Here is a 24,326-nt window from a genome sequence, read left to right on the forward strand (position 1 = left end):
TCAGGGCTACCAACGTTGCTTCAATAGGTTATTCGGTTGAATACCGGCTATGGCTTGGGTGTTGCCATAGTCTTTCGCTGCGATCCCGGCTTCGAATTCTTCCCGGAAATATTTGATCGCGCTTTGTAGTGGTTCAACCGCGCCCGGCGCGTGAGCACAGAAGGTTTTACCCGGCCCCAAGAAACGGCAAAGCTGTTCCAGCGTCTCGATATCGCCCGGCTGACCTTCACCGCGCTCCAGTGCTCGCAGGATCTTCACGCTCCATGGCAAACCATCACGGCAAGGCGTACACCAGCCACAGGATTCACGGGCGAAAAACTCTTCCAGATTACGCACCAACGGCACCATACCGATTTCGTGGTCGACGGCCATTGCTAACGCAGTCCCTAAACGACTGCCCGCTTTAGCAATATTTTCGAAGTCCATCGGCAAATCCAGGTGGTCGGCGGTCAGGAAGTCAGTGCCCGCACCACCCGGCTGCCAGGCTTTAAATTTCAAGCCATCGCGCATGCCACCGGCATAATCTTCCAGAATTTCACGGGCGCTGATACCAAATGGCAATTCCCACAAACCCGGATTTTTCACCCGACCGGAGAAGCCCATCAGTTTGGTACCGGCATCGTTACTTTTACCGGCGGTAATTCCCTGATACCACTCCACACCATGCTCAAGAATGGCCGGAACGTTACACAGAGTTTCCACGTTATTCACGCAAGTTGGTTTCCCCCAAACACCAGAAGATGCTGGGAAAGGCGGCTTGGAACGTGGGTTGGCACGGCGGCCTTCCAGCGAGTTAATCAATGCGGTTTCTTCACCGCAGATATAACGCCCAGCCCCAGTATGAACAATCAGCTCAAAATCAAAGCCGCTGCCCATGATGTTTTTGCCAAGCAGTCCCGCTTCAGTGGCCTCGGCAATCGCACGGCGCAAGTGAACGGCGGCCTCGATATATTCGCCACGCAGGAAGATGTAACCGCGGTAAGCTTTCAGCGCAAACGCACTGATAAGCATCCCTTCCACCAGCAGATGCGGCAATTGCTCCATCAGCAGGCGATCTTTATAGGTACCCGGTTCCATCTCATCGGCGTTACACAGCAGATAGCGGATGTTCATGCTTTCGTCTTTTGGCATCAAGCTCCACTTCAAACCCGTGGAAAAGCCCGCACCGCCACGCCCTTTCAGACCGGCGTCTTTGACCAAGCTAACAACATCAGGTGCAGCCATGCCTTTTAAGGCTTTTTCAGCACCGACATAGCCGTTTTTGCTGCGATATTCATCCAACCATACGGGTTGTTTGTCATCGCGCAAACGCCAGGTCAGCGGGTGCATTTCCGGCGTGCGAATAATCTCTTTATGAAACCCCGTGGCTTTGGTAAGACCTGAATTAATTGTCATGGATATTGCTCCAGTAACTTCTCAATATCTTCAGGTTTCAGGTGGCTGTGTGTATCGTCGTCGATCATCATGGTCGGGCCACGATCACAGTTACCCAAGCAGCAGGTTGGCAGCAGTGTAAAACGGCCATCAAAGGTCGTCTGACCTGGCTGAATGCTGAGTTTTTTCGAAATCGCAGCTTGGATCCCCTGATAACCGGTGATGTGGCACACCACGCTGTCACAGTAACGGATCACATGGCGTCCAACAGGTTGGCGGAAGATCTGGCTGTAGAATGTCGCGACACCTTCAACATCACTGGCCGGGATACCCAGCACTTCAGCAATGGCATGAATCGCCCCATCCGGTACCCAACCGCGTTGTTTCTGCACAATTTTCAGTGCTTCTATCGACGCGGCGCGGGCATCTTCGTAATGGTGCTTTTCATGTTCGATAGCATCACGTTCTTCAGCGCTCAATTCGAAAACTTCAGCTGTGATGGCTGGTTCAGCCGCATTGACTGCCAGATTCGCCACATTTTGGCTTTCGTTACTCACCTGAGTCTCTTTTTGATCACTCATAATTAGCGGTCCACATCAGACATTACAAAATCGATACTGCCCAGATAGACGATCAGGTCAGATACCAGGCTGCCACGGATAACCGATGGGATCTGCTGCAAATGGGCATAGCTTGGCGTGCGTATCCGAGTGCGATAGCTCATGGTGCTGGCGTCACTGGTCAGATAGTAGCTGTTGATCCCTTTGGTCGCTTCAACCATTTGGAATGATTCGTTAGCTGGCATCACTGGACCCCATGAAACTTGCAGGAAGTGAGTAATCAGCGTTTCGATATGTTGAAGCGTACGTTCTTTCGGTGGCGGAGTCGTGAGTGGGTGGTCGGCCTTGAATGGGCCTTCTGGCATGTTTTTATAACATTGCTCCAGAATGCGCAGGCTTTGACGCAATTCCTCCACTTTCAACATCACGCGGTCATAACAGTCGCCGTTGTTGCCGACTGGCACTTCGAAATCAAAGTTTTCGTAGCCGGAGTATGGACGCCATTTACGCACATCAAACTCAACGCCAGTAGCGCGCAAGCCAGCACCGGTCACGCCCCATTCCAATGCTTCTTTGGAATTGTAGGCAGCAACACCGATAGAACGCCCTTTCAGGATACTGTTCTGCAATGCAGCTTTGACGTAGGAATCAAGGCGTTTTGGCATCCAGTCAAGGAAGTCACGCAGCAAACGTTCCCAGCCACGCGGCAGGTCATGTGCAACACCGCCAATACGGAACCAAGCCGGGTGCATACGGAAACCAGTGATTGCTTCCACTAAATCGTATACTTTCTGCCGATCGGTAAAGGCAAAGAACACCGGCGTCATTGCACCGACGTCTTGGATGAAAGTACTGATGTACAGTAAGTGACTGTTGATACGGAATAACTCGGACAGCATAACGCGGATGGTTTTAACGCGATCCGGCACTTCAATGCCCGCCAGTTTTTCAACTGCCAGCACGTAAGGCATTTCGTTAACACAGCCGCCAAGGTATTCAATACGGTCGGTATAAGGAATGTAGCTGTGCCACGACTGGCGCTCGCCCATCTTCTCCGCACCACGGTGGTGGTAACCTACATCCGGCACACAGTCGACAATCTCTTCACCATCAAGCTGCAACACGATACGGAACGCACCGTGTGAAGAGGGGTGGTTTGGGCCGAGGTTAAGGAACATAAAGTCCTCGTTTTCGGTCCCGCGCTTCATACCCCAATCTTCAGGTTTGAAAGTCAGTGACTCCATTTCTAGATCTTCTTTCTGCTTGGTCAGCACAAAGGGATCAAACTCGGTAGCACGAGCTGGATAGTCTTTTCGCAGCGGGTGGCCTTCCCAGCTCTGCGGCATCATGATGCGCGTCAGATGCGGGTGACCATCAAAGGTAATACCGAACATTTCCCAAGTTTCGCGCTCATACCAGTTGGCATTAGGGAAAATCTTGGTCGCTGTGGACACGTGCAAGTCTTTTTCAGACAGTGCCACTTTCAGCATGATGTCGCGGTTGCGCTCGATGGAAAGCAGATGATAGAAAACAGAAAAATCCGCAGCAGGGAGACCCTGGCGGTGAGTACGAAGGCGCTCATCTACACCATGCAGGTCAAACAGCATGACATACGGCTTCGGTTGTTTTCTCAGGAACGTCATTACTTCCAGCAATTGTTCACGCTTCACCCATACCACGGGCATACCGGTACGAGTGGCTTGAACAACAAAGGCCTCTGGCCCAAAACGGTTCGACAGTTCACCAATCACCGGGTCATCAAGATGGTCTCGGGTCTGCCATGCTGGCTGGGTGCTGTCGGACGTCGTTAAATCGGTCATTATTTATTCACCACACTGTTTTTTCACCACACTGAATGTGTCATTTTGTGGTTATTTGCCGCACACATGTTCTGGAAGAAAAAGGGTCTCTCCAAAAACAAATCACTTACGCACCAAAATCTTGCGCCTAAAGGCAATATTAGATTTCGTCAGGTGTACGCAGGTTAGTTACTGCAATTCGTTCAGCATGCTTACGTTCTCTTTCTGGCTGCATATTGGCGCGATAAACACCTTGATCACCCACAACCCAAGAGAGAGGACGGCGCTCTTTACCGATAGATTCCTGTAGCAACAACAATGCTTGCATATAGGCTTCTGGGCGCGGTGGACAGCCAGGGATGTACACATCTACTGGCAGGAATTTATCCACACCTTGTACTACAGAATAGATATCGTACATGCCGCCGGAGTTGGCACAGGCGCCCATGGAAATGACCCATTTTGGTTCTAGCATTTGTTCATACAAACGCTGAATAACTGGGGCCATTTTAGTAAAGCAGGTACCGGCCACGACCATGAAATCGGCCTGGCGCGGGGAGGCACGCAATACTTCGGCACCGAAACGTGCCACGTCATGTACGGCAGTGAACGAGGTCACCATCTCGACATAACAACAGGAAAGACCGAAGTTATACGGCCAAAGAGAGTTCTTACGCCCCCAGTTCACCATGTCATGCATGGCATGCTCAAGTTTACCCATGTAAACACTACGGTGGACATGTTGCTCGAGAGGATCGCCGCTGACGGTTTCCTGAGTTTGCAGGGGGTAACGGTCATTCTCACCGTTAGGGTCTATGCGGGTGAGCGTATAGTCCATGTTAATGCCTCGCTGTATTTATTGACCACTATACCTTTTGTACTTGAAGCCACAGGGTGGTTAGCTGTGCGCCCTCACCCGATAAGTTTACCTAGGTAAGCTTATCGGGGTTCGCTCGCTTGCTGCCGACCTGCAACATCAATCTCTTTGGGTATATCTTGCGGATGACTGCTGGCGTATCTGACTATGCTCGGTTTGCTCACGCGGCGGTTAGAACGCGTAGGAGTCCAATCTAGAGCGCCAATACGCACCAGATAAACCAAACCAGCCAAGAGCACCAAAATGAAAATGGTTGCTTCGATAAAGCCTATCCAGCCACTCTCTCGGATAGAGATTGACCACGCATACAGATACAAGGCTTCAACATCGAAAATAACAAAGAACATCGCGACCAGGTAAAATTTAGCAGACAGGCGCATGCGCGCGGAGCCTACTGAATCAATACCCGACTCGTAAGGGACGTTTTTGGCGCGGGCCCGAGCTCTCCCGCCCAGAAAGAACGCACCTAGCAGCATCAAACCGCACAGCCCGATAGCGCCGATCAGGAATACAGCAAACGCCCAATGATGAGCGATAACTTCAGTGGTTGTTGACATACTCATTGCTTACTCATCAAAAGTGGCGTCGAACATCCTGCTCTTGTGTTGGCAGTTAGTGCACCACATCGATTCAAAGGGAAGGATAAAAACCACACAAAACACACTGTCTTTACAACTGTTTAGCCAGTGTTTTACTGTGGGCTTTTTACTCCTTTCAGTAACCTTTTGTCAACTTTGACAAAAGTAACTACAGATTAATTTACAAACGCACGATCTTACTTAACAATTGGTGCGAACCTGCAAGCTAAATCGAGTCAGTAATTTGTTAAGTCAGAACATACACCTATAAACCAATGTGGATGTTTCGTTATAACTATACCATTGTCTCAGGAATAACCGGTTCTTCCACTCACTAGCTAGGGGTATTTTTTTGATCCAGAACACGTTTTGAGTGTTATTTCATAAATATTCGGCACGAAAAGTTTCATTTGTTTATTTAAAATAAATGAAACGGTGTTTTATTAAAAAATACATTTTTAATAAAAAAAGCGATATTAACCACTAATTTAATAAGGCTTATGACTGTTGTCCGTGGCAGAAAAACCTCTATAAGTAAAATAAAACGACGTTTTACTCATGAAATTAAACTTAAAGTGATAAAAAAGGGGTTTTCATAAAAATGAAAATAAAAAAAGCTCCTAAAATAAGGAGCTTATGATAATTTATGTAAACAGAAACTTAATTTTGATCGTCTATTACATAATCAGAATTAAGCATTAAATCCACACCGGACTGCAAACCATGTTGATGACCAGTCTGCATAGCGTCGAAAATGGCCAAGGCCAATTCATTACCGCTCCCACTGACTTTGCATAATGAATAATGGGTTTCAGGCAGGCGAGGTAGCCCTTCTATTTCACCCAATACGCGCAAATCAGGACTCATCATCTCTATCGGTCTGGCGGTCACACCCAGCCCTGCTCTCACTGCTGCACGGATGGCAGAAAGTGAAGAGGCAACATAGGCAATACGCCATGCTATACCGGCTCTGGTCAAATACTCTATTGCCATATCACGGAATGGGCTTGGCTCATCCATAACGACTAAAGGTACTGATTCGCCGGGCTGGAACTGATAATCGGCAGAACAATACCAAAGCGTCGGTGATGTTCTTAAAATCACATGAGGGTGGTTGTCGACCTTAGCGGTGGTAATAGCCAGGTCAACTTCGCCATGACTCAGCATGTCAGCAATGAGTGGGCTACGTTTTACCCGCACATCGATAGCCAGTCGAGGATAGAGCGTCGCCACTCGATTTAGCAGGAAAGGCAACAGTGTATCGGCAGTATCATCAGATGCGCCGATAATAAGTGACCCTTCTACATTGCTATACATCAGCGACGTACAAGCTTCATCGTTGAAACGTAATATTTTTCTAGCATAGCCAAGTAACTGGAGACCATGTTCAGTGAGTAATTTGTTACGCCCGTGACGGGCAAATAACTCCTTACCAACCAACTGTTCTAACCGTTGCATTTGTTGGCTAACTGCTGATTGAGTTCGACAAACCGCTGCCGCAGCAGAGGCAAAAGTATTCAAGTCAGCAACAGCTACAAAGGTTCTAAGCAGATCGAGGTCGAGATTAATTATCGGACGATTTGCATTTGTCATAGTGTATTCTTCACTTTTTTGAATTCTAATTACAAACTACCCTGGTGTTTAAGTATTAGCGCCATCAATAAGGAACAACGCTAAGTATGACAGTACCCCACTCATTAGAGTAGGGCAAAAAATTTACTTATATTTCGTTACCGCTATCTCTTTTTAAAAAAACTATTGGCGAAACTCTGTATTTGTTTGTGGATATGATCATAAAAATTCGCTAAATCTTCGATAAATGAAGATTTTTTCCTTTAGAAACTCTGATTTTTTGAAACATTTATAAAGCGGAAAAACCCCACTTTAAATAAATCATCCAGATTTACCCTCCATAAAATATTAAAAACATCAATATTTTCTTGGCTGATTTTTTTATTTAATTTAGTAATTTCAAACATTAACATTTAACAATCGATAAGCCACTACAAGGATAACATTAGACATTTTTAATAGTTTTCCTATTTACAAATCTGGCTTTCTGCGCCCCACTATATATGTATGATGATATAAACTGTTGAATTCAGATCCTAACCATTAAAACTCAACGTGATTGGATGCCAATATTTTCCATATCCGTCTGTCTTCATACAATAAAAAAACGGACCTTATTTTATTGATAACTATTTTTTGCTGATACCCGCAGACGCCAAACTCTGTCAGAAAAAACTTCAGGCAAACTCATCAATCAAACATCACCAGACAGGTTTGACGACAAAAAACATCCGCCATACCCCGGCACTTTTCACCTGGAAGCCACTTGCATTAACGATGTATATAAACTCTAAATAACTCGAGTTGTAGGAAAGCGGTAAACGAACAAATCCCGCTGAGTTGACGCCAGTCAATAATTCGGGTTACAAACCTGCCTGGAGCAGAATTGAACGCTGTTCGCAGCGACCTCAACGAGACGAGACCCATGAACGGGTGAGTAATGAGAGTAGCCAGTACACATTCAGTTTGTAGTATGACGAGTATAGAGCTTCAAAAATCAACGGCGTCGGAGTACATTGAACACCTTGCCGTGTTCTACGCGAGGACACGCTTTTACCAGCAAAAGGCTCAATTTTTTATGTCCCCCATTGAGAAATCCAGCAAACTAGACAACGTCTGTTACGACATTCGTGGCCCAGTGCTAAAAGAAGCTAAGCGTCTTGAAGAAGAAGGTAACAAGGTTCTGAAACTGAATATCGGCAACCCTGCCCCGTTTGGTTTCGATGCACCAGATGAAATTCTGGTGGATGTGATCCGTAATTTGCCGACTGCACAGGGCTATTGCGACTCCAAAGGCCTATATTCGGCGCGCAAAGCCATTATGCAGCACTATCAGGCTCGCAATATGCGCGACCTAACAGTGGAGGATATCTACATTGGGAATGGCGTTTCTGAGCTAATCGTGCAATCCATGCAAGCATTGTTGAACCTTGGCGATGAAATGCTGGTACCCGCCCCGGACTATCCGTTATGGACGGCGGCAGTGTCGCTTTCAAGCGGCAAAGCTGTGCATTATATGTGTGATGAAGAATCAGGCTGGTTCCCTGATTTAGATGATATCCGCAGTAAAATCACCCCCCGTACTCGCGGGATAGTGATTATCAACCCAAATAACCCCACAGGCGCGGTCTACAGCAAAGAGCTGTTGCTGGAAATTGTCGAAATCGCCCGCCAGAATGACCTGATTATTTTTGCCGATGAAATCTACGATAAGATTTTATACGATGAAGCTCAGCATCATTCGATTGCCGCATTGGCACCTGATTTACTGACGGTGACCTTCAATGGTTTGTCCAAAACTTATCGCGTTGCCGGTTTCCGTCAGGGCTGGATGGTATTGAATGGGCCGAAGAAGCATGCCAAAGGTTACATTGAAGGTTTGGAAATGCTGGCATCCATGCGCTTGTGCGCCAACGTGCCAATGCAGCATGCCATCCAAACAGCACTGGGAGGCTATCAAAGCATCAGTGAATTTATACAACCGGGTGGGCGTTTATATGAACAACGCGACCGCGCCTGGGAACTCATCAACCAGATCCCCGGAGTTTCCTGCGTAAAACCCCAGGGCGCACTGTATATGTTCCCGCGCATTGATCAGAAAAAATTCAATCTGAAAGACGATCAGAAATTGGTATTGGACCTGCTGTTGCAGGAAAAAGTCTTGTTGGTGCAAGGCAGTGCCTTTAACTGGCCGTATCCCGACCATGTGCGAATTGTGACCTTACCGCGCGTGGATGAGTTGGAGATGGCCGTTGGTAAACTGGGGCGCTTCCTGGAAAACTATCACCAATAATTGCTTGTATAAATAGTGAGATAATGACAAATAATATTGAGACTTAACCAAAATATTATTTGTCATAAATATTTTTATCTAGCTAAATATTCACTTTATATCATCTTGGAATATACCCAACATTGAGTGTAGAATAGTTAAATAACTCATCTACACTAGTTAAACTCATTCAATAAATGAGTTTAATAGACTTGAATAGTATCGATAAAATCTCTATGTATTCTATATTTAGAATACAGGACACAACACACCAAATTTACCATGCATACCATGAACATCATGCATATAGAATATAGACAAGGTGAATATTATGACTTATATAAAATCGATATCTCTATGTAGTTTATTGCTCTCGGCCATCCTTATAACGGCTCCTATCACTGGGCATGCTGATATGTACCAGGCACAACAACCTGACTTTTGTACTAAACCCGTGGAATCATGGGGTGTACATGATGTACTGATGGCTCCGTTTAGAGGGTTTATGTTGATATTTAGTCGCTCATGTGACTAAAGAAATCATAATCGCTCTATAGTTAACACCTATTCAAGTCTATTTAATAATTTTTCAAAAATAAATCTGGGATCAATAATATAAAAGGTCATATTATTTTAATTACATCCGTAGAAATGAATATTTATAAGAGTAACTTATAGGAATCATCAGTTATATATTACAGGGCAATTAACTTGTATTACCGGCAAGATGGTCAGAAAGTGAAATTCAACAATCAGTCAATGGGTTTAGATGTGCGCAACCACTCCACTGCAACTTCAAGCACGATGGGTATATAATGTCGCCACTGAGCCATCTCGGCATCCTATAGTTGCCGACAGAAAACTGAGATTAACATGAGCCACTTTTTTGCCCACCTATCCCGTTTGAAGCTGATTAATCGCTGGCCACTGATGCGCAATGTTCGCACTGAAAACGTTTCTGAGCACAGTTTGCAGGTGGCCTTTGTCGCTCATGCACTGGCTATCATTAAGAACCGAAAATTTAATGGCAATCTCAATGCTGACCGTATCGCGCTGCTGGCGATGTATCACGATGCCAGTGAAGTGATAACCGGCGATTTACCCACCCCTATCAAGTATTACAATCCTCAGATTGCCCATGAATACAAGAAGATAGAAAAAGTCGCTCAGCAAAAACTGATTGAAATGCTGCCAGAAGAGTTACAGCACGATTTTCGCTGTCTGCTGGATGAGCATTATTATAGTGAAGAAGAAAAAGCGTTGGTTAAACAAGCTGATGCGCTATGTGCTTATCTAAAATGTTTAGAAGAATTATCCGCCGGTAATAATGAGTTTATTCAAGCTAAAGCGCGGTTAGAGAAAACTCTCGCCATGCGCCAAAGCCCGGAAATGGATTACTTTATGGAAGTCTTCGTCCCCAGCTTTAGCCTGTCACTGGATGAAATCAGCCTCGATTCACTGGATTGAAGTCAATTTTTAAAAGCACATTTGAGCTGCTGAATGAAGATTATAGGCAAGGAAAACGGGCAGGACGCCCGTTTTAGGCGTCACGCGCTTGTGACCCCTTTGGCGGTTGAGGCACCAAGGGGCAAGGTGAGCACCAATCTCATATCAACCGAACTAAACACAACTCTTACCCTGTAGCATCCCAATCAGAATGGAAACAGCACTGGCACCACCATTACACTCACGATCATCACCAATACAGTGAACGGCACCCCGATTCGGATAAAATCACCAAATTTATAGCCGCCGGGGCCTAATACCAAGGTATTCACCGGCGATGAAACCGGCGTCATAAAGGCCGCTGATGCAGCAATACCGATAATCATCGCGAATGGATACGGGGAAAGCGACATCTCACGAGCGGCGGCGATGGCAATCGGTGCCATCAACACCGCCGTCGCCGTATTAGAGATAAATAGCCCGATAGTGGCGCACAGCACAAATAAGCACAACAACATTACCCTTGGCCCCATGCCACCAGCAACATCCATCAGCCCGCGAACAATCAAATCTACCCCGCCGGTTTTTTGTAGTGCCTGCGCAAAGGGCATCATACCGATAATCAGAATCAAACTCGGCCAATGGATTGAGCGGTAAGCACTTTCCATATCAATACACCGGAACTGCCCCATCAACAAACACGCCACCAGCGCCGCAATCACATTCGGCACTTCGTCGGTCAGCATCATCGCCACCATCAGCGCCAGACAGAACAAAGCATGGGGCGCTTGTGAGATAGCTGGCGCGACTTCGTCAACTTCAGCCGGTAGATTCAGTACAATAAAATCACGCGTTTTTTGCTGCAATTGGCGGATAAGTTTCCAGTCGCCGATCACCAATAAGATGTCGCCAAACTGCAATTTGTCATCAACCAGTTTACCTTCCAATGTCTTACCGTTGCGGCGGATACCCACCACATTCAAACCATAACGGGTACGAAAGGTCACTTCGCGTAAGCTTTTTCCCAGCAGGGCGGAATCGGGAATAAGAGAAACTTCAGCCATTCCGACGTTACGCGCCTGTTCTGAAAAATATTCGCCACGCAGCACCATTGGCTCTAACATCTGCTCGGTGCAAAATTCGCGTAAATCCATATCGCAATCTGACATATCAATCAGCAAAACATCATTTTCGCGCAGTTCAGACGAGCCGGTCGCACTGACCATAACCCGCCGAAAACGTTTCCAGCGCTCAATCCCGACGACATTGGCACCATAGCGGGCGCGAAGATGCAGCTCATCAAGAGAACGGCCAATTAAAGGGGAATCGTGGCGGATGGCCAAACGGCGGGCACGGCCGGTGAGTTTATAATCACGAATAAGATCGCGGAAAGTGCGGCGTTTCCACTGCTGTTCTTTTTCTGAGTTTTCCTGTTTCCCACCCAGCCAGTGGCGGGCGACTAACATGTAGCCGACCCCCATCAGTAGAATAATAAGGCCGATCGGCGTGACACCAAAGAAACCAAAGCCTTTGATGCCCTCGCGCAGTAACTCACTGTTAACCACCATGTTTGGCGGGGTCGCGACCAGAGTCATCATGCCACTGATCAGCCCGGCAAAACTCAGCGGCATCATTAATCGCCCCGGCGAAATCTTCATCCGGTTAGCAACACTCAGTACCACCGGGATAAAAATCGCCACCACCCCGGTTGAGCTCATAAAGGCCCCCAAACCGGCGACGGTCACCATGAGCAATGCCAACATTTTAGTTTCACTGTGACCGGCAACTTTCACCAACCAATCGCCCACTTGATAAGCAACTCCAGTTCTGACCAACCCCTCCCCAATCACAAACAATGCCGCGATCAAGATCACATTAGGGTCACTGAACCCGCTGGTGGCCTCACCCAACGACAGCGTGCCGCTCATCACAAAGGCAATAATCACCAATAGCGCCACGACATCCATCCGCAGTTTATTGGTGGTAAACAGCACAATAGCTATCAGAAGTAGCGTCAACACCCACAATAGTTCGCTGTTCAAAATGGCCTCATTGGCAAAAAGTGAAAGAAAATGTCCGACTATACCCAAAGTCATTCGAGCTGCTGGAAAGCAGCCAACGCATATCCAGTTTGAAGGGCATATGGCAGTAAAGCATTAAATTCAAGGGTGACCGCTGTTTGAGATCAATAATGACTGCAAATTTATACGCTTACCATCCCATAATGCTATTAATTATATTTTTCTGAAAAATATTACTGCTCAACATCTCGTCATCTTTTGGGCAATAGAGGAATCGGAAATAATTGACTATCTATACTTGAGGCTAGCAGGGTTTAGCTCACTAACTAAACTAATAAGCTCAATGCTAAACTGCAGGCGGAAAAAGTGCTGGCAGGAGGGCTTAATGGATAATATTACAGATCATCTAATAATACTTTTTCTACTGTCATTTGTACTATTGTGGTGTTCGAACTATGTCGACGTGACCGAGATTTGGACGACGATGCTCGCGAAAGTTTCAACGTCATTCAGGGGGGGCGACACTAACCTTATTATGCCTGATTATTGGTTTCAGTTTTTCCATGGCGATCAATCGCTATAACCTGCGTAAACCTATGAAGAGGCCGAAGCAAATTCAATTAGCACACAATATCTTCGCACTGATTATTTGCCCGCAGCGCCTAACCTCACCTCGAAAGCATTATTAGCACGTTATCTTCATCAACGGATTTTGTTTTACATTACCCGGGATTCAAAACACCAGGCTGAGGTCAATTATCAAGACTAATTAACTAGAAAATACCCTGTGGGCCGAGTTGCTGATGCCCGTGAGCCAACACTGTGATTCGATCTTCGCCCTGGTTGTTTCGGGCCTGAATGATGTTTTGAACTCTGCCGGCTACACGCAGCCTCGAGGTAGGATTATTCAAGTTAAACCATTGAATTTATACAAGCTAGAAAGCCGATTGCTCCCCGCACAGCCCCCCTCAGGTCATGCTAAACAGTAAAAAGAGCGCCATCAGGCGCCCTAAGTTTGGCTATTTTGTTGCTATGCTCACTCTTTCAGGCGGACAACTGCACCATTCACTGTTTTTTCAACATCAATGTGCTCAAGTGAACTGAGGACTAAATCGACTTGATCCAGTTTAGGTGTGTCCGCTGGTGCATTTACAGCAATGACCTGACAACCCGCAGCCAGCCCTGACAGAATCCCCGCAGGAGCATCTTCCACCACGATACAATCCGCTGGTGCCAGCCCCAAACGTTCGGCACCAAGCAAGTACGCGTCAGGCATAGGTTTGCCATGTTTCACTTGTTCTGCCGTCACAAAGACTTCTGGCTCCGGCAAGTGGCCCGCAGCACGGCGAGCAGAAGCAACCGGCACCGAGCCGGAAGTGACGATAGCCCACGGAATCGATAGGCTATTAAGCCGCTCCAGCAGCGACACCGCTCCCGGTAGCGCGGTCACACCATCGGTGTCCTGGGCTTCAACCTGTTCTAATGCCAGAAACTCGGCTTTAAGTTCAGCATCACTTGCACCTGGCATAAAATGACGAAGAGAGGTAATTGCTTGTTTACCATGGATAAAACCTAGCACTTCCACAGGGTCAATACCGCGACTTTGCGCCCAGCCAATCCAGGCTCTTTCAACAGCAGGCAATGAATCAACCAGAGTCCCGTCTAAATCAAAAAGAAAACCTTTACACTCCACAAGCACATCCTCGGCAGTAAACCTATGTCGCGATCATTGCGCGCTATCAGTCATTAATAATTTTAGGCATTAATAATTTGCGAAATCTCAACGGCACTCAAATGATATTGGCGCGGGCATGATTGCCAAATAGCCAGCATACGTTGGTATTTGTCCCACATTGGCGTTTGGGAATTAAAACCATGTGTTCCTGAATCAAAATGGGTATAGCGGCCTTCGGTATTAACCATAAAGCGCACATAACTCAGGTAACGGGATTCGGTAGCAGCATCAAAACCAAGGAACGCAATGCGGCGTTCATCTAAATCTTGTTGGCCTTTCAGGTTACCCCAAGAGACTTGCAGGGCGTGATGCATCTCCATGATATTAATGATAGTACGGCAAGTCTCTTCGCTCATCTCACCAAAGTCGCGGTCCAGTTCACGCATCTGCAAACCAAAGCCACGTTCGACAATCGTTTGCTGACGGCGATAGCGTTCAGCGTTTTCTGGGTCCAGCATGGTCATCATTTTGTACTGATTCGACAGAATCAGCCGTTGGGCATTTGTCATATCCATCACTAAACTCCTAAGACATAAATAATGAGGAAATCATCGCATACAGAGTTAGGTCATACTTTGATTTGACAAGGGATTTTGCGTTGCTGTTGATCCGAGGCATAAAAAAAAACCCGGCAGCCAATAAAGCCCCAGTCTCTATTTTTCCTGATAATGTCAGTTCCCTGACAATGCCGCGCGACACATCATAAAAGACAATAACCCGTCATTCGTTTTACAAATCATCAAGAAACGTTTTATCCAACTGCTTAAAAGCGCGTTTAAGCACGTCCGCCAGAGATTGATAAGTCGGCGTTTGTTCAATCGGCGCAACGGCTTGCCCAGCTTCAGCCAGCTTGTTCCGCACTTCGTGGAACCACTGCAATAATGTTGGCGGTAACGGCGTAATAGCACGTTTACCTAACCACCATAATCCTTGCAGAGGCAAACCGCAGGCGAATAATGCCGTGGCGATGGCTGGCCCTAATTGCCCGCCCAGCGCTATCTGCCAGGTTAGCGTAAAAATAGCCAGCGGCGGCATAAAACGGATACCAAAACGGGTCGCCGTCGACACGCGATTCTCCGGAAATACCGGTGCCAGACGTTTGTCAGCCGGCCAGGTCTTCATATAGTGCTGACCGCGTTGGAGTACCTGAAACCAACTTACGGAATCAGAAGGTTTTGTTGTCATGGCTCACCTCAACTTCACAAGCAAAGATTAAAATTTTTTTGTAATCCACAAACTAAAAATTAGTCTGTTAAATATATTTTGTTTTTAGGCGGCGCTATCGGTATCCTAGCTCGGCCTTTTGGCCGCTAGAAGATGACGCAAAATATGTCAACCTTTTACAGCGTTTAAATCAATTTTGTTAAACCGCGCAAGTTTTTACCACCAGGCGTTAACATTTAAAGCGCGATTTTTCCATCATCATGCCTTTTTCACTATCGCATGATGTTAATCATTAATGTCGACGCCAATATGCGCTACGCTTTTGGACAGATTGACGTTTTATTAACCATGTGTTTTTCGCTGTTTTTGTACTCTTGATACAATATTTGTATCGGTCATGTAAAAACAAGCGCCGGACACGACTATAAATAGGTACTTCCATGTCGAGTAAGCTAGTACTGGTTCTTAACTGCGGTAGCTCTTCCCTGAAGTTTGCTATCATCGACGCGACCAACGGTGAAGAACACCTCTCTGGTTTAGCCGAATGCTTCCATCTGCCGGAAGCCCGCATCAAATGGAAACTTGATGGTGGCAAACAGGAAGCAGCATTGGGTGCTGGTGCAGCACACAGCGAAGCACTGAATTTCATTGTTAATACTATTCTGGCACAAAAACCAGAGCTTTCTGCTCAGTTGACTGCTATCGGTCACCGAATTGTACATGGTGGCGAGAAATTCACTGCATCAGCTATCGTTACCGAAGAAGTTATTCAGGGTATCAAAGATTCCATCCCGTTTGCACCTCTGCATAACCCAGCGCACCTGATCGGTATTGCTGAAGCATTGAAATCCTTCCCAAATCTGGCTGATAAAAATGTTGCAGTCTTTGACACTGCCTTCCACCAGACTATGCCGGAAGAGTCTTATCTCTACGCCCTGCCGTACAGCTTATACAAAGAAAACGGTATCCGTCGCTATGGCGCACACGGCACTAGCCACTTCTACGTGAGCCAGGAAGCAGCAAAAACCCTGAACAAACCACTGGAAGAACTGAACGTCATCACTTGCCATTTGGGCAACGGCGGCTCCGTCACTGCGGTTCGTAACGGTAAATGTGTTGATACTTCTATGGGCCTGACGCCACTAGAAGGTCTGGTCATGGGTACCCGCAGTGGTGATATCGATCCAGCAATCATTTTCCATCTATATGATGCCATGGGCATGAGCATGGAACAGATCAGCAAATTGTTGACCAAAGAATCTGGCCTGTTGGGTCTGACTGAAGTCACCAGTGACTGCCGTTATGTTGAAGACAACTATGACACCAAAGCAGATGCCAAACGTGCAATGGATGTATTCTGCCACCGCCTGGCAAAATATATCGGTGCTTACACTGCGCTGATGGATGGTCGTTTGGATGCCGTTGTATTCACTGGCGGTATCGGTGAAAACGCAGCTATGGTGCGCGAATTGACTTTGGACAAACTGGGCCTGCTGGGCTTTGAAATTGACCACGAACGCAACCTGGCAGCACGCTTTGGCAAGTCCGGCACCATCACCAAAGATGGCAGCCGCCTGGCTCTGGTTATCCCGACCAACGAAGAGCTGGTCATCGCACAAGACGCTGCCCGTCTGACCGCATAAGAATTTTTGACATATACCCAAAGTCATTGGAGTTGCAGGTAGGCGGCAAGCGAATAAATCCCGATGAGCTAATTCAGGTCAGTGATTCGGGTGCATGAGTGTAGCCAACAACCCTGCGGCTTCAAGGACGAAGGATGTCCCCAAAGTCATTGGAGTTGCAGGTAGGCGGCAAGCGAATAAATCCCGATGAGCTGACTCAGGTCAGTGATTCGGGTGCATGAGCGTAGCCAACAACCCTGCGGCTTCAAGGACGAAGGGCATAACCGTAAAGAGGTTTAGCCGTGTCCCGTACAATAATGTTGATCCCTACCGGCACCAGCGTTGGTTTAACCAGCGTCAGCTTGGGCGTCATCCGCTCCATGGAGCAAAAAGGTGTGCGCCTGAGCGTATTCAAGCCAATCGCGCAGCCACGTGCTGGTAACGATGCACCTGACCAAACCACCACTATTATTCGTGCGAACTCCAGCATTACTGCTGCTGAGCCGCTGAATATGAACCATGTGGAAACCTTGCTGAGTTCTAACCAGCAAGACGTGTTGATGGAAGAGATTGTTGCCCGTTACCACGAAAACACTAAAGATGCCGAAGTGGTTCTGGTGGAAGGTTTAGTACCAACGCGTAAACATCAGTTTGCTAATGCGCTAAACTATGAAATCGCCAAAACGCTGAACGCGGAAATCGTGTTTGTGATTGCGCTGGGTAATGATTCACCAGACCAATTGAAAGAGCGTATCGAACTGGCTCGCTCCAGTTTTGGTGGCAGCAAAAACAAAAACATCACCGGCGTTATCATCAACAAACTGAATGCGCCAGTTGATGAGCAAGGCCGTACCCGCCCTGATCTGTCAGAAATTTTTGATGACTCTACCAAGGCCAGTGTCGCCAATATCGATCCAAAACAGCTGTTTGCCAACAGCCCACTGCCGGTTCTGGGTTGCGTGCCATGGAGCTTCGAGCTGATTGCGACCCGTGCAATTGATATGTGTAAACACTTGAATGCACGTATTATTAACGAAGGTGACATCAGAACTCGCCGCGTTAAATCGGTGACATTCTGTGCCCGTAGCATCCCGCACATGCTGGAACATTTCCGTCCAGGCTCTCTGTTGGTGACTTCCGCAGATCGCCCAGATGTGTTGGTTTCTGCTTGTCTGGCTGCCATGAATGGCGTTGAAATCGGTGCCATCCTGTTGACCGGTGGTTATGCTATTGATGAGCGCATCAATAGCCTGTGTGAACGTGCCTTCCAAACTGGCTTGCCAGTATTTATGGTTGATACCAACACCTGGCAGACTTCCCTGAGCTTGCAAAGCTTCAATCTGGAAGTTCCGGCAGATGACCATGAGCGTGTTGAGAAACTGCAAAACTACGTCGCCAGCCATATCAGCAGCGAGTGGATTGATTCTCTGAGCGCCACGTCTGAGCGTTCACGTCGCCTGTCTCCACCAGCATTCCGTTATGAACTGACCGAGTTGGCTCGTAAAGCGGGCAAACGTATCGTGCTGCCAGAAGGTGATGAGCCACGCACGGTGAAAGCCGCATCTATTTGTGCTGAACGCGGTATCGCAACTTGTGTGCTGCTGGGTAATCCAGAAGAGATTCAACGCGTTGCGGCGGCTCAAGGTGTTGAGCTGGGTAAAGGCGTTGAAATCATCGATCCGGTTGCTGTACGTGAGCAGTATGTTCCCCGCCTGGTGGAACTGCGTAAGAGCAAGGGCATGACCGAAGTGGTCGCTCGCGAACAACTGGAAGACAATGTGGTTCTCGGCACCTTGATGCTGGAGAAAGGCGAAGTTGATGGTCTGGTGTCTGGTGCTGTTCATACCACTGCGAACACTATCCGCCCACCATTACAGTTGATCAAAACCGCACCGGGCAGCTCATTAGTGTCTTCTGTGTTCTTCATGCTGCTGCCTGACCAGGTTCTGGTTTACGGTGACTGCGCGATTAACCCAGATCCAACAGCTGAGCAATTGTCAGAAATTGCTATCCAGTCTGCTGATTCCGCAGCAGCATTCGGTATCGAACCGCGTGTGGCGATGATCTCTTACTCCACCGGTAACTCTGGTGCAGGTAGCGATGTAGAAAAAGTTCGCGAAGCAACCCGTCTGGCACAGGAAAAACGCCCAGATCTGATCATCGATGGCCCGTTGCAGTATGACGCGGCAATCATGGCTGATGTGGCTAAATCCAAAGCGCCGAACTCACCAGTTGCAGGTAAAGCGACAGTGTTCATCTTCCCAGACCTGAACACCGGTAACACCACCTATAAAGCGGTACAACGTTCTGCCGACCTGATTTCTATCGGGCCGATGCTGCAAGGCATGCGTAAGCCAGTTAACGACTTGTCTCGTGGTGCGCTGGTAGACGATATTGTCTATACCGTGGCTCTGACGGCTATTCAATCAGCTCAGGCTGACGCGAGCGCGTCTTAATCTTCGGGTTAAGTTGCTCAAAGTAAACGCCAGCCTTGTGCTGGCGTTTTTGTTGGGTGCTAAAATGTTAGGTTAGCTTTTTAGGTACTTTGCCGCGGTTCAAATTTATAGCTAAAACTTTGACTTACAGGCTCTTGTGCCTCACCATTTTCGTCATTATCCAGCATATCAATCAACATCTTACCGGCATCTTTCCCCATTTTCTTGTAATCAATACGCATTGAAGTCAGAGTCGGATAAGTTTGATCACAGCTGTCAGAGCCATCCAAACACGCCACCGCAATACCACTTGGTATTTTCAAAAGCCGCCGCTGGCATTCAAATAATACGCCGAGCGCAATATCTTCATGGCTGCATATCACCGCATCCAGTTCTGGCTGACGTTGGAGTATTTCGGTCAAAGCATAGCGGCCAAACTGCAAACTGGCCGTTTCTGGCGTAGTGACCGTCTGATCTGCATTTTTATAATGCTCCAACATCGCCCTGTGCCAACCATTCAATTGCTGGCGTTGCAGACGGTTATCCATATGAGCGCCGATAAAACCAATATTATGGTAGCCACGCCCCAATAAATGCTGGCTTAATTCATAGGCCGACTCAAAAAAAGCCGCTTCAAGAGTAATTTTGGCCCCTTTAAAATAGGAACCAACGACGTTAACGGTGGGGATATGTGCGCGCTCAAGTAATTGATAGGTTTTATCTGCCAGCTGTGAGCCAAATATCACCACCGCCGCTGGGTTACTTTGCAGCAAGGTCATCAGAATTTCAGCTTCTTTGCGCTGGTTATATTCGTGACAACCCAACAATAGTTGGAACTCATTTTTATTCAGAATCTGTTGCAGCGCCTGCATAAATCGGGAACTGGCTTTGTCCGTTAATGACGGAATTAAAACGGCGACAGTATCACTGTGACCGGATGCCAATGCCCCAGCAGTACGGTTAGGGATATAGCCAAGAGTTTCAACCGCTTGTTCTATTTTTTCACGTAATTTATCTGAAACCTGCTCCGGCGTTCGCAGCGCTCTGGAAACAGTCATCGACCCTACCCCGGCGTAATTCGCCACATCCGATAGAGTGACCCGCCCGGTATTACGGCGCTTGCGCGTTTTTTCCATGCTGATTTCCTGCCTGATTAAAATTCTTGCCTGAGTAAAACCGTCCCACACTGGCCCTCGACAATACATTGCATTGTATATGGCTTATTTGGAGATAGCCAAAGCCCTTGGTGTGACAAATGATAGCGCTATCACAAATTTTGATAGCGCTATCAGGTAGCGCTATCAAATGAGATATTCATCACATTAATGACGATGATAAATATCTACTCTCACGTTAACAGTCATCGGGAGTCATAAATATCATGTTAAAAACACTGTTAACGCCAGACGTCATTCAGGTGATCAGCCAGGCAAAAGATTGGCGCGATGCCATCGCAATTTCATGCCAACCTTTGATTGATAATGGATCCATTGAAGCCCGTTATGTCGAGGCAATTTATCGCTCCCATGAGGCCATTGGCCCTTATTACGTGGTCGGGCCAGGAATTGCCATGCCACATGCCCGCCCAGAGGAAGGTGTGAATAAACTTTCTTTGGCCTTAACCGTCATCACCGAGGGCGTCACTTTCAATGCTGAAGGTAACGATCCGGTAAAACTGCTCATAGTGTTAGCGGCGACAGACAGCACTAGCCACATTGAGGCTATTTCTCAACTCGCTCAGTTGTTCGATAACGATAACGATGTACAAGCCTTACTTAATGCCAAAACGCAGCAGGATATTTTGTCCGTTATTGCACGTTATTAATTTCAGCATTGAGTTCGGATAATAATTTTAAGGGGAAATAAAATGAAAATTACAGTGGTTTGCGGTAACGGTTTAGGCACTAGCCTGATGATGGAAATCAGCATCAAAAATATTCTGAAAGAATTGGCGGTCACGGCAGAAGTTGATCATGTCGATTTGGGTTCCGCCAAAGGGACACCCAGTGACATTTTCATCGGTACCAAAGATATTGCCGAACAATTAGTGGCTCAAGCCGTGGGCGGCAAAATCGTAGCGCTGGATAATATGATCGACAAAAAAGCCATGAAAGAGCGTTTGTCTGTGGCATTAACCGAATTAGGCGCTTTGTAAGCGGGGGCTGGCATGGATTTCTTTCGTTTCTTAATGAGTGATGTGCTTTCCGAACCGGCCATATTGGTCGGTTTGATTGCCTTAATCGGCCTAATTGCACAGAAAAAACCGGTAACGGAGTGCATTAAAGGCACCGTAAAAACCATTATGGGTTTTGTGATTTTAGGTGCGGGTGCGGGCTTGGTGGTTTCATCTCTGGGTGATTTCGCCAACATATTCCAACATGCATTCGGTATTCAGGGCGTGGTGCCGAATAATGAAGCCATTGTGTCTGTGGCGCAAAAGAGTTTCGGTAAAGAAATGGCGATGATTATGTTCTTCGCTATGGTTATCAATATTCTGATTGCCCGCTTTACGCCGTGGAAATTTATCTTCCTGACCGGTCACCACACGTTGTTTATGTCGATGATGGTGGCAGTGATTCTGGCGACTGCTGGCATTAGTGGTGTGACTCTGATTGTGATCGGCTCCCTGGTCGTTGGGGTTGCGATGGTGTTCTTCCCAGCTATTGCCCACCCTTACATGAAAAAAGTCACCGGTTCAGATGATGTGGCAATTGGCCACTTCTCTACCCTGTCTTATGTATTAGCGGGTTTTATCGGCAGTAAGTTTGGTAATAAAGAACATTCGACTGAAGACATGAATGTGCCGAAAAGTCTGCTGTTCTTGCGCGATACTCCGGTCGCTATCTCCTTTACCATGTGTATCATTTTCATCGTAACCTGTCTGTTCGCTGGGCCGGAAGTGGTGAAAAGCCTGAGTGGCGGTAAAAACTGGTTCATGTTCTCACTGATGCAATCCATTACTTTCGCCGCAGGTGTATATATCATCTTGCAAGGTGTGCGTATGGTTATTGCTGAAATCGTACCGGCCTTCAAAGGGATTTCCGACAAATTAGTGCCTAATGCTAAACCAGCACTGGATTGCCCGGTAGTGTTCCCTTACGCGCCAAATGCGGTATTGGTTGGCTTCCTGAGCAGCTTTGCCGCTGGCCTTATCGGTATGTTCGCCCTGTATTTGATGAACATGACCGTGATTATTCCCGGTGTTGTACCTCACTTCTTCGTCGGCGCTGCCGCAGGGGTGTTTGGTAATGCTACAGGCGGGCGTCGTGGTGCTATTCTCGGTGCCTTTGCTCAAGGCTTGTTAATTACCTTCCTGCCAGTATTCCTGCTGCCAGTATTAGGTGATATCGGGTTCGCCAACACCACGTTCAGTGATGCAGACTTTGGTGCGCTGGGTATCTTGTTGGGTATTATTGTTCGCTAATAGTTGCTCGATAATCAGTGAGATAAACGTAAAAAGCCCCTGAAAAGGGGCTTTTTTATGGCTGATAGGAATTAATCTTCGCGCGGTGTTATTTTACCGTAATCTTGTTCATTATTACGGGTTAGCCACAGAGATAAGGCTTTCAGAGAGTCCGGTGTGAATTCGTCGCAGCGTGCAGTGATTTCTTCTGGCTGCATCCAACGGACTTCATCTATTTCTTCAGCCTGCAATGCAAATGGGCCATGAGAAACACAGCTAAACAAGGCCCCCCATACGCGGCAGTGCTCTTCTTCAAAGTAGAACTGGCCATGCTCAGCGAAAGGCACTCCTGCAATACCTAACTCTTCTTCCGCCTCGCGCCGAGCAGATTCAAGGTAGTTTTCACCACTTTGCACCACGCCACCGGCCGTCGCGTCCAGTTTTCCGGGATAAAAATCTTTGCTCTCAGTACGGCGTTGTACCAGTATTTTTCCCATTCCGTCGTGCACCACAATATAGGTAGCACGATGGCGTAGTCGTTGAGCTCTCATTTGTTGACGACTGGATTGAGCAATAACTTCATTTTGCTCATCAACAATATCAACCCACTCGATGACTGCTGCTGGATTTTGCTCCACCATCCTCTGAAACCTTCTATCTGGGCGCGATTATACGCGCGCAATTGTTAACAAAGAGTTTTCAACTCATTATATTATATGGTTTTTAGTGCCAACTGGATGACTGGCTCATCATTTTGTAGGGTCAGAACCTGTAAAACCCCCTCATCAAGCATGCCATAACTCGCCGGATATCCCCCTTTCGGGATACTAACTGAGCCGGGATTAAAGCATATGACGTCATCTTGCCATTCCGCCTGTGGTAGATGAGTATGACCATAGACTAAGACATCCCCTTTACGCAACGGAGGAAGCGCGCCCGGATGATAAAGGTGGCCATGAGTCAAAAATAAACGTGTTTCTGGCATTATAATCTGCTGCCAGCTGGCCATAATAGGGAATTGCAATAACATTTGATCGACTTCACTGTCGCAATTACCGCGTACAGCAATAATCTTGTTTTTATAGGGATTAAGACATTCTGCGACCGCAGCGGGTTGATAACCCGTCGGTAACGCATTCCGTGGCCCATGGTTGAGTAAATCACCCAATAACACCAGCCATTGCGCGCCACTGCGGTCAAATATCTCCAGAACTTTTTCAGTGGCCGATAGCGACCCATGCAGATCAGAAGCAAACATTAACTTCATGATATCGTCTTCTCTTAGGTCTACTCTCAGTAAATCAAGTGGCACCGGCCACCGAGATACATAATGAGAACTCAATAAGACTTCATTCTATCATCCAATCAGTCAGATTAATCCGAGAAAAGCCACTATCCACCATAAGAAAATTTTATCGTAAAAAACTTTTATCGTAAAAAGCAGTTATTGTAAAAAACAATGCCGACA

20 protein-coding genes are annotated in these 24,326 nt (G+C 47.1%); 7 read left to right on the plus strand and 13 right to left on the minus strand.

Annotated elements, in window-relative coordinates; genetic code table 11:
• Positions 1-6: 6 nt before the first annotated feature.
• From nuoF to rovM, 6 genes are all read right to left on the minus strand, one after another.
• On the minus strand, positions 7-1,395 hold the full coding sequence (nuoF, locus tag DXZ79_RS13570; RefSeq protein WP_071841791.1) for an NADH-quinone oxidoreductase subunit NuoF: 1,389 nt from the start codon (positions 1,393-1,395) through the stop codon (positions 7-9).
• Positions 1,392-1,955 (minus strand): NADH-quinone oxidoreductase subunit NuoE, encoded by a 564-nt coding sequence (nuoE, locus tag DXZ79_RS13575; protein ID WP_038631822.1) that lies wholly within the window; start codon positions 1,953-1,955, stop codon positions 1,392-1,394. Before nuoE ends, nuoF begins: the two co-directional genes overlap by 4 nt.
• 2 nt (positions 1,956-1,957) lie before the next feature.
• The gene (gene nuoC / locus DXZ79_RS13580; RefSeq protein WP_038631820.1) at positions 1,958-3,754 is read right to left on the minus strand and encodes an NADH-quinone oxidoreductase subunit C/D; all 1,797 of its coding nucleotides are present in this window, start codon (positions 3,752-3,754) and stop codon (positions 1,958-1,960) included.
• Positions 3,755-3,893: 139 nt separating this feature from the next.
• Positions 3,894-4,571 carry a NuoB/complex I 20 kDa subunit family protein gene (locus DXZ79_RS13585; RefSeq protein ID WP_038631819.1) on the minus strand — a complete coding sequence of 226 codons (678 nt, stop codon included), beginning with the start codon at positions 4,569-4,571 and terminating at the stop codon, positions 3,894-3,896.
• Between the two features lie 101 nt (positions 4,572-4,672).
• Positions 4,673-5,173 (minus strand): NADH-quinone oxidoreductase subunit NuoA, encoded by a 501-nt coding sequence (gene nuoA, locus DXZ79_RS13590; RefSeq protein WP_038631817.1) that lies wholly within the window; start codon positions 5,171-5,173, stop codon positions 4,673-4,675.
• Positions 5,174-5,848: 675 nt separating this feature from the next.
• The gene (rovM, locus tag DXZ79_RS13600) at positions 5,849-6,781 is read right to left on the minus strand and encodes a virulence transcriptional regulator RovM (protein WP_038631815.1); all 933 of its coding nucleotides are present in this window, start codon (positions 6,779-6,781) and stop codon (positions 5,849-5,851) included.
• A gap of 1,057 nt (positions 6,782-7,838) precedes the next feature.
• On the opposite strand from rovM, the gene DXZ79_RS13605 reads away from it, so the two are divergent.
• Both DXZ79_RS13605 and yfbR read left to right on the plus strand, forming a co-directional pair.
• A complete protein-coding gene (locus tag DXZ79_RS13605) occupies positions 7,839-9,053 on the plus strand; it encodes a pyridoxal phosphate-dependent aminotransferase (protein ID WP_038631813.1) in 1,215 nt (404 codons plus the stop codon).
• A gap of 852 nt (positions 9,054-9,905) precedes the next feature.
• Complete coding sequence (gene yfbR, locus DXZ79_RS13610) at positions 9,906-10,499, plus strand: 5'-deoxynucleotidase (RefSeq protein ID WP_038631811.1); 594 nt, start codon at positions 9,906-9,908, stop codon at positions 10,497-10,499.
• A 185-nt stretch (positions 10,500-10,684) separates the two neighbouring features.
• On the opposite strand, the gene DXZ79_RS13615 is transcribed toward yfbR, so the two are convergent.
• The 4 genes from DXZ79_RS13615 to yfbV form a co-directional block, all read right to left on the minus strand.
• Complete coding sequence (locus DXZ79_RS13615) at positions 10,685-12,520, minus strand: SLC13 family permease (RefSeq protein ID WP_038639414.1); 1,836 nt, start codon at positions 12,518-12,520, stop codon at positions 10,685-10,687.
• A gap of 1,015 nt (positions 12,521-13,535) precedes the next feature.
• Positions 13,536-14,192, minus strand: coding sequence for a sugar phosphatase (locus tag DXZ79_RS13625; RefSeq protein ID WP_038631807.1), 657 nt, complete (start codon positions 14,190-14,192; stop codon positions 13,536-13,538).
• Positions 14,193-14,254: 62 nt separating this feature from the next.
• Complete coding sequence (locus tag DXZ79_RS13630; protein ID WP_038631805.1) at positions 14,255-14,749, minus strand: YfbU family protein; 495 nt, start codon at positions 14,747-14,749, stop codon at positions 14,255-14,257.
• Positions 14,750-14,963: 214 nt separating this feature from the next.
• Entirely contained in the window at positions 14,964-15,419 is a 456-nt protein-coding gene (gene yfbV / locus DXZ79_RS13635; RefSeq protein ID WP_038631803.1) for a terminus macrodomain insulation protein YfbV, read from the minus strand.
• 419 nt (positions 15,420-15,838) lie between these two features.
• Here yfbV and ackA point away from each other — a divergent pair, with 419 nt between their 5' ends.
• Both ackA and pta read left to right on the plus strand, forming a co-directional pair.
• Complete coding sequence (gene ackA / locus DXZ79_RS13640) at positions 15,839-17,041, plus strand: acetate kinase (protein ID WP_038631801.1); 1,203 nt, start codon at positions 15,839-15,841, stop codon at positions 17,039-17,041.
• A gap of 296 nt (positions 17,042-17,337) precedes the next feature.
• Positions 17,338-19,476: a phosphate acetyltransferase gene (gene pta / locus DXZ79_RS13645; protein ID WP_038631798.1), complete on the plus strand. Its 2,139-nt coding sequence runs from the start codon at positions 17,338-17,340 to the stop codon at positions 19,474-19,476.
• A gap of 80 nt (positions 19,477-19,556) precedes the next feature.
• Here pta and DXZ79_RS13650 read toward each other — a convergent pair whose 3' ends face one another.
• Positions 19,557-20,591 (minus strand): LacI family DNA-binding transcriptional regulator, encoded by a 1,035-nt coding sequence (locus tag DXZ79_RS13650; RefSeq protein WP_038631796.1) that lies wholly within the window; start codon positions 20,589-20,591, stop codon positions 19,557-19,559.
• 245 nt (positions 20,592-20,836) lie between these two features.
• Here DXZ79_RS13650 and DXZ79_RS13655 point away from each other — a divergent pair, with 245 nt between their 5' ends.
• The 3 genes from DXZ79_RS13655 to DXZ79_RS13665 are packed head-to-tail and all read left to right on the plus strand — an operon-like array spanning position 20,837 to position 22,879.
• Positions 20,837-21,280, plus strand: coding sequence for a PTS sugar transporter subunit IIA (locus DXZ79_RS13655; RefSeq protein ID WP_038631793.1), 444 nt, complete (start codon positions 20,837-20,839; stop codon positions 21,278-21,280).
• A 42-nt stretch (positions 21,281-21,322) separates the two neighbouring features.
• Positions 21,323-21,610: a PTS sugar transporter subunit IIB gene (locus tag DXZ79_RS13660; RefSeq protein WP_004391630.1), complete on the plus strand. Its 288-nt coding sequence runs from the start codon at positions 21,323-21,325 to the stop codon at positions 21,608-21,610.
• 12 nt (positions 21,611-21,622) lie between these two features.
• The gene (locus DXZ79_RS13665; protein WP_038631791.1) at positions 21,623-22,879 is read left to right on the plus strand and encodes a PTS ascorbate transporter subunit IIC; all 1,257 of its coding nucleotides are present in this window, start codon (positions 21,623-21,625) and stop codon (positions 22,877-22,879) included.
• Positions 22,880-22,950: 71 nt separating this feature from the next.
• Here DXZ79_RS13665 and yfcD read toward each other — a convergent pair whose 3' ends face one another.
• Both yfcD and yfcE read right to left on the minus strand, forming a co-directional pair.
• Positions 22,951-23,499 (minus strand): NUDIX hydrolase YfcD, encoded by a 549-nt coding sequence (gene yfcD, locus DXZ79_RS13670; RefSeq protein WP_038631788.1) that lies wholly within the window; start codon positions 23,497-23,499, stop codon positions 22,951-22,953.
• A 71-nt stretch (positions 23,500-23,570) separates the two neighbouring features.
• Positions 23,571-24,125: a phosphodiesterase gene (yfcE, locus tag DXZ79_RS13675; RefSeq protein ID WP_038631786.1), complete on the minus strand. Its 555-nt coding sequence runs from the start codon at positions 24,123-24,125 to the stop codon at positions 23,571-23,573.
• Between the last annotated feature and the right edge of the window lie 201 nt (positions 24,126-24,326).

The sequence above is a fragment of the Yersinia rochesterensis genome, from assembly GCF_003600645.1.
In the GTDB taxonomy this organism is placed as follows: domain Bacteria; phylum Pseudomonadota; class Gammaproteobacteria; order Enterobacterales; family Enterobacteriaceae; genus Yersinia; species Yersinia rochesterensis.

What these genes read in the sequence shown, in the direction of transcription:
- nuoF (WP_071841791.1), bottom strand. Translation starts at nt 1,395, where the DNA reads ATGACAATTAATTCAGGTCTTACCAAAGCCACGGGGTTTCATAAAGAG.
- nuoE (WP_038631822.1), bottom strand. Translation starts at nt 1,955, where the DNA reads ATGAGTGATCAAAAAGAGACTCAGGTGAGTAACGAAAGCCAAAATGTG.
- nuoC (WP_038631820.1), bottom strand. Translation starts at nt 3,754, where the DNA reads ATGACCGATTTAACGACGTCCGACAGCACCCAGCCAGCATGGCAGACC.
- DXZ79_RS13585 (WP_038631819.1), bottom strand. Translation starts at nt 4,571, where the DNA reads ATGGACTATACGCTCACCCGCATAGACCCTAACGGTGAGAATGACCGT.
- nuoA (WP_038631817.1), bottom strand. Translation starts at nt 5,173, where the DNA reads ATGAGTATGTCAACAACCACTGAAGTTATCGCTCATCATTGGGCGTTT.
- rovM (WP_038631815.1), bottom strand. Translation starts at nt 6,781, where the DNA reads ATGACAAATGCAAATCGTCCGATAATTAATCTCGACCTCGATCTGCTT.
- DXZ79_RS13605 (WP_038631813.1), top strand. Translation starts at nt 7,839, where the DNA reads ATGTCCCCCATTGAGAAATCCAGCAAACTAGACAACGTCTGTTACGAC.
- yfbR (WP_038631811.1), top strand. Translation starts at nt 9,906, where the DNA reads ATGAGCCACTTTTTTGCCCACCTATCCCGTTTGAAGCTGATTAATCGC.
- DXZ79_RS13630 (WP_038631805.1), bottom strand. Translation starts at nt 14,749, where the DNA reads ATGGATATGACAAATGCCCAACGGCTGATTCTGTCGAATCAGTACAAA.
- yfbV (WP_038631803.1), bottom strand. Translation starts at nt 15,419, where the DNA reads ATGACAACAAAACCTTCTGATTCCGTAAGTTGGTTTCAGGTACTCCAA.
- ackA (WP_038631801.1), top strand. Translation starts at nt 15,839, where the DNA reads ATGTCGAGTAAGCTAGTACTGGTTCTTAACTGCGGTAGCTCTTCCCTG.
- pta (WP_038631798.1), top strand. Translation starts at nt 17,338, where the DNA reads ATGTTGATCCCTACCGGCACCAGCGTTGGTTTAACCAGCGTCAGCTTG.
- DXZ79_RS13650 (WP_038631796.1), bottom strand. Translation starts at nt 20,591, where the DNA reads ATGGAAAAAACGCGCAAGCGCCGTAATACCGGGCGGGTCACTCTATCG.
- DXZ79_RS13655 (WP_038631793.1), top strand. Translation starts at nt 20,837, where the DNA reads ATGTTAAAAACACTGTTAACGCCAGACGTCATTCAGGTGATCAGCCAG.
- DXZ79_RS13660 (WP_004391630.1), top strand. Translation starts at nt 21,323, where the DNA reads ATGAAAATTACAGTGGTTTGCGGTAACGGTTTAGGCACTAGCCTGATG.
- DXZ79_RS13665 (WP_038631791.1), top strand. Translation starts at nt 21,623, where the DNA reads ATGGATTTCTTTCGTTTCTTAATGAGTGATGTGCTTTCCGAACCGGCC.
- yfcD (WP_038631788.1), bottom strand. Translation starts at nt 23,499, where the DNA reads ATGGTGGAGCAAAATCCAGCAGCAGTCATCGAGTGGGTTGATATTGTT.
- yfcE (WP_038631786.1), bottom strand. Translation starts at nt 24,125, where the DNA reads ATGAAGTTAATGTTTGCTTCTGATCTGCATGGGTCGCTATCGGCCACT.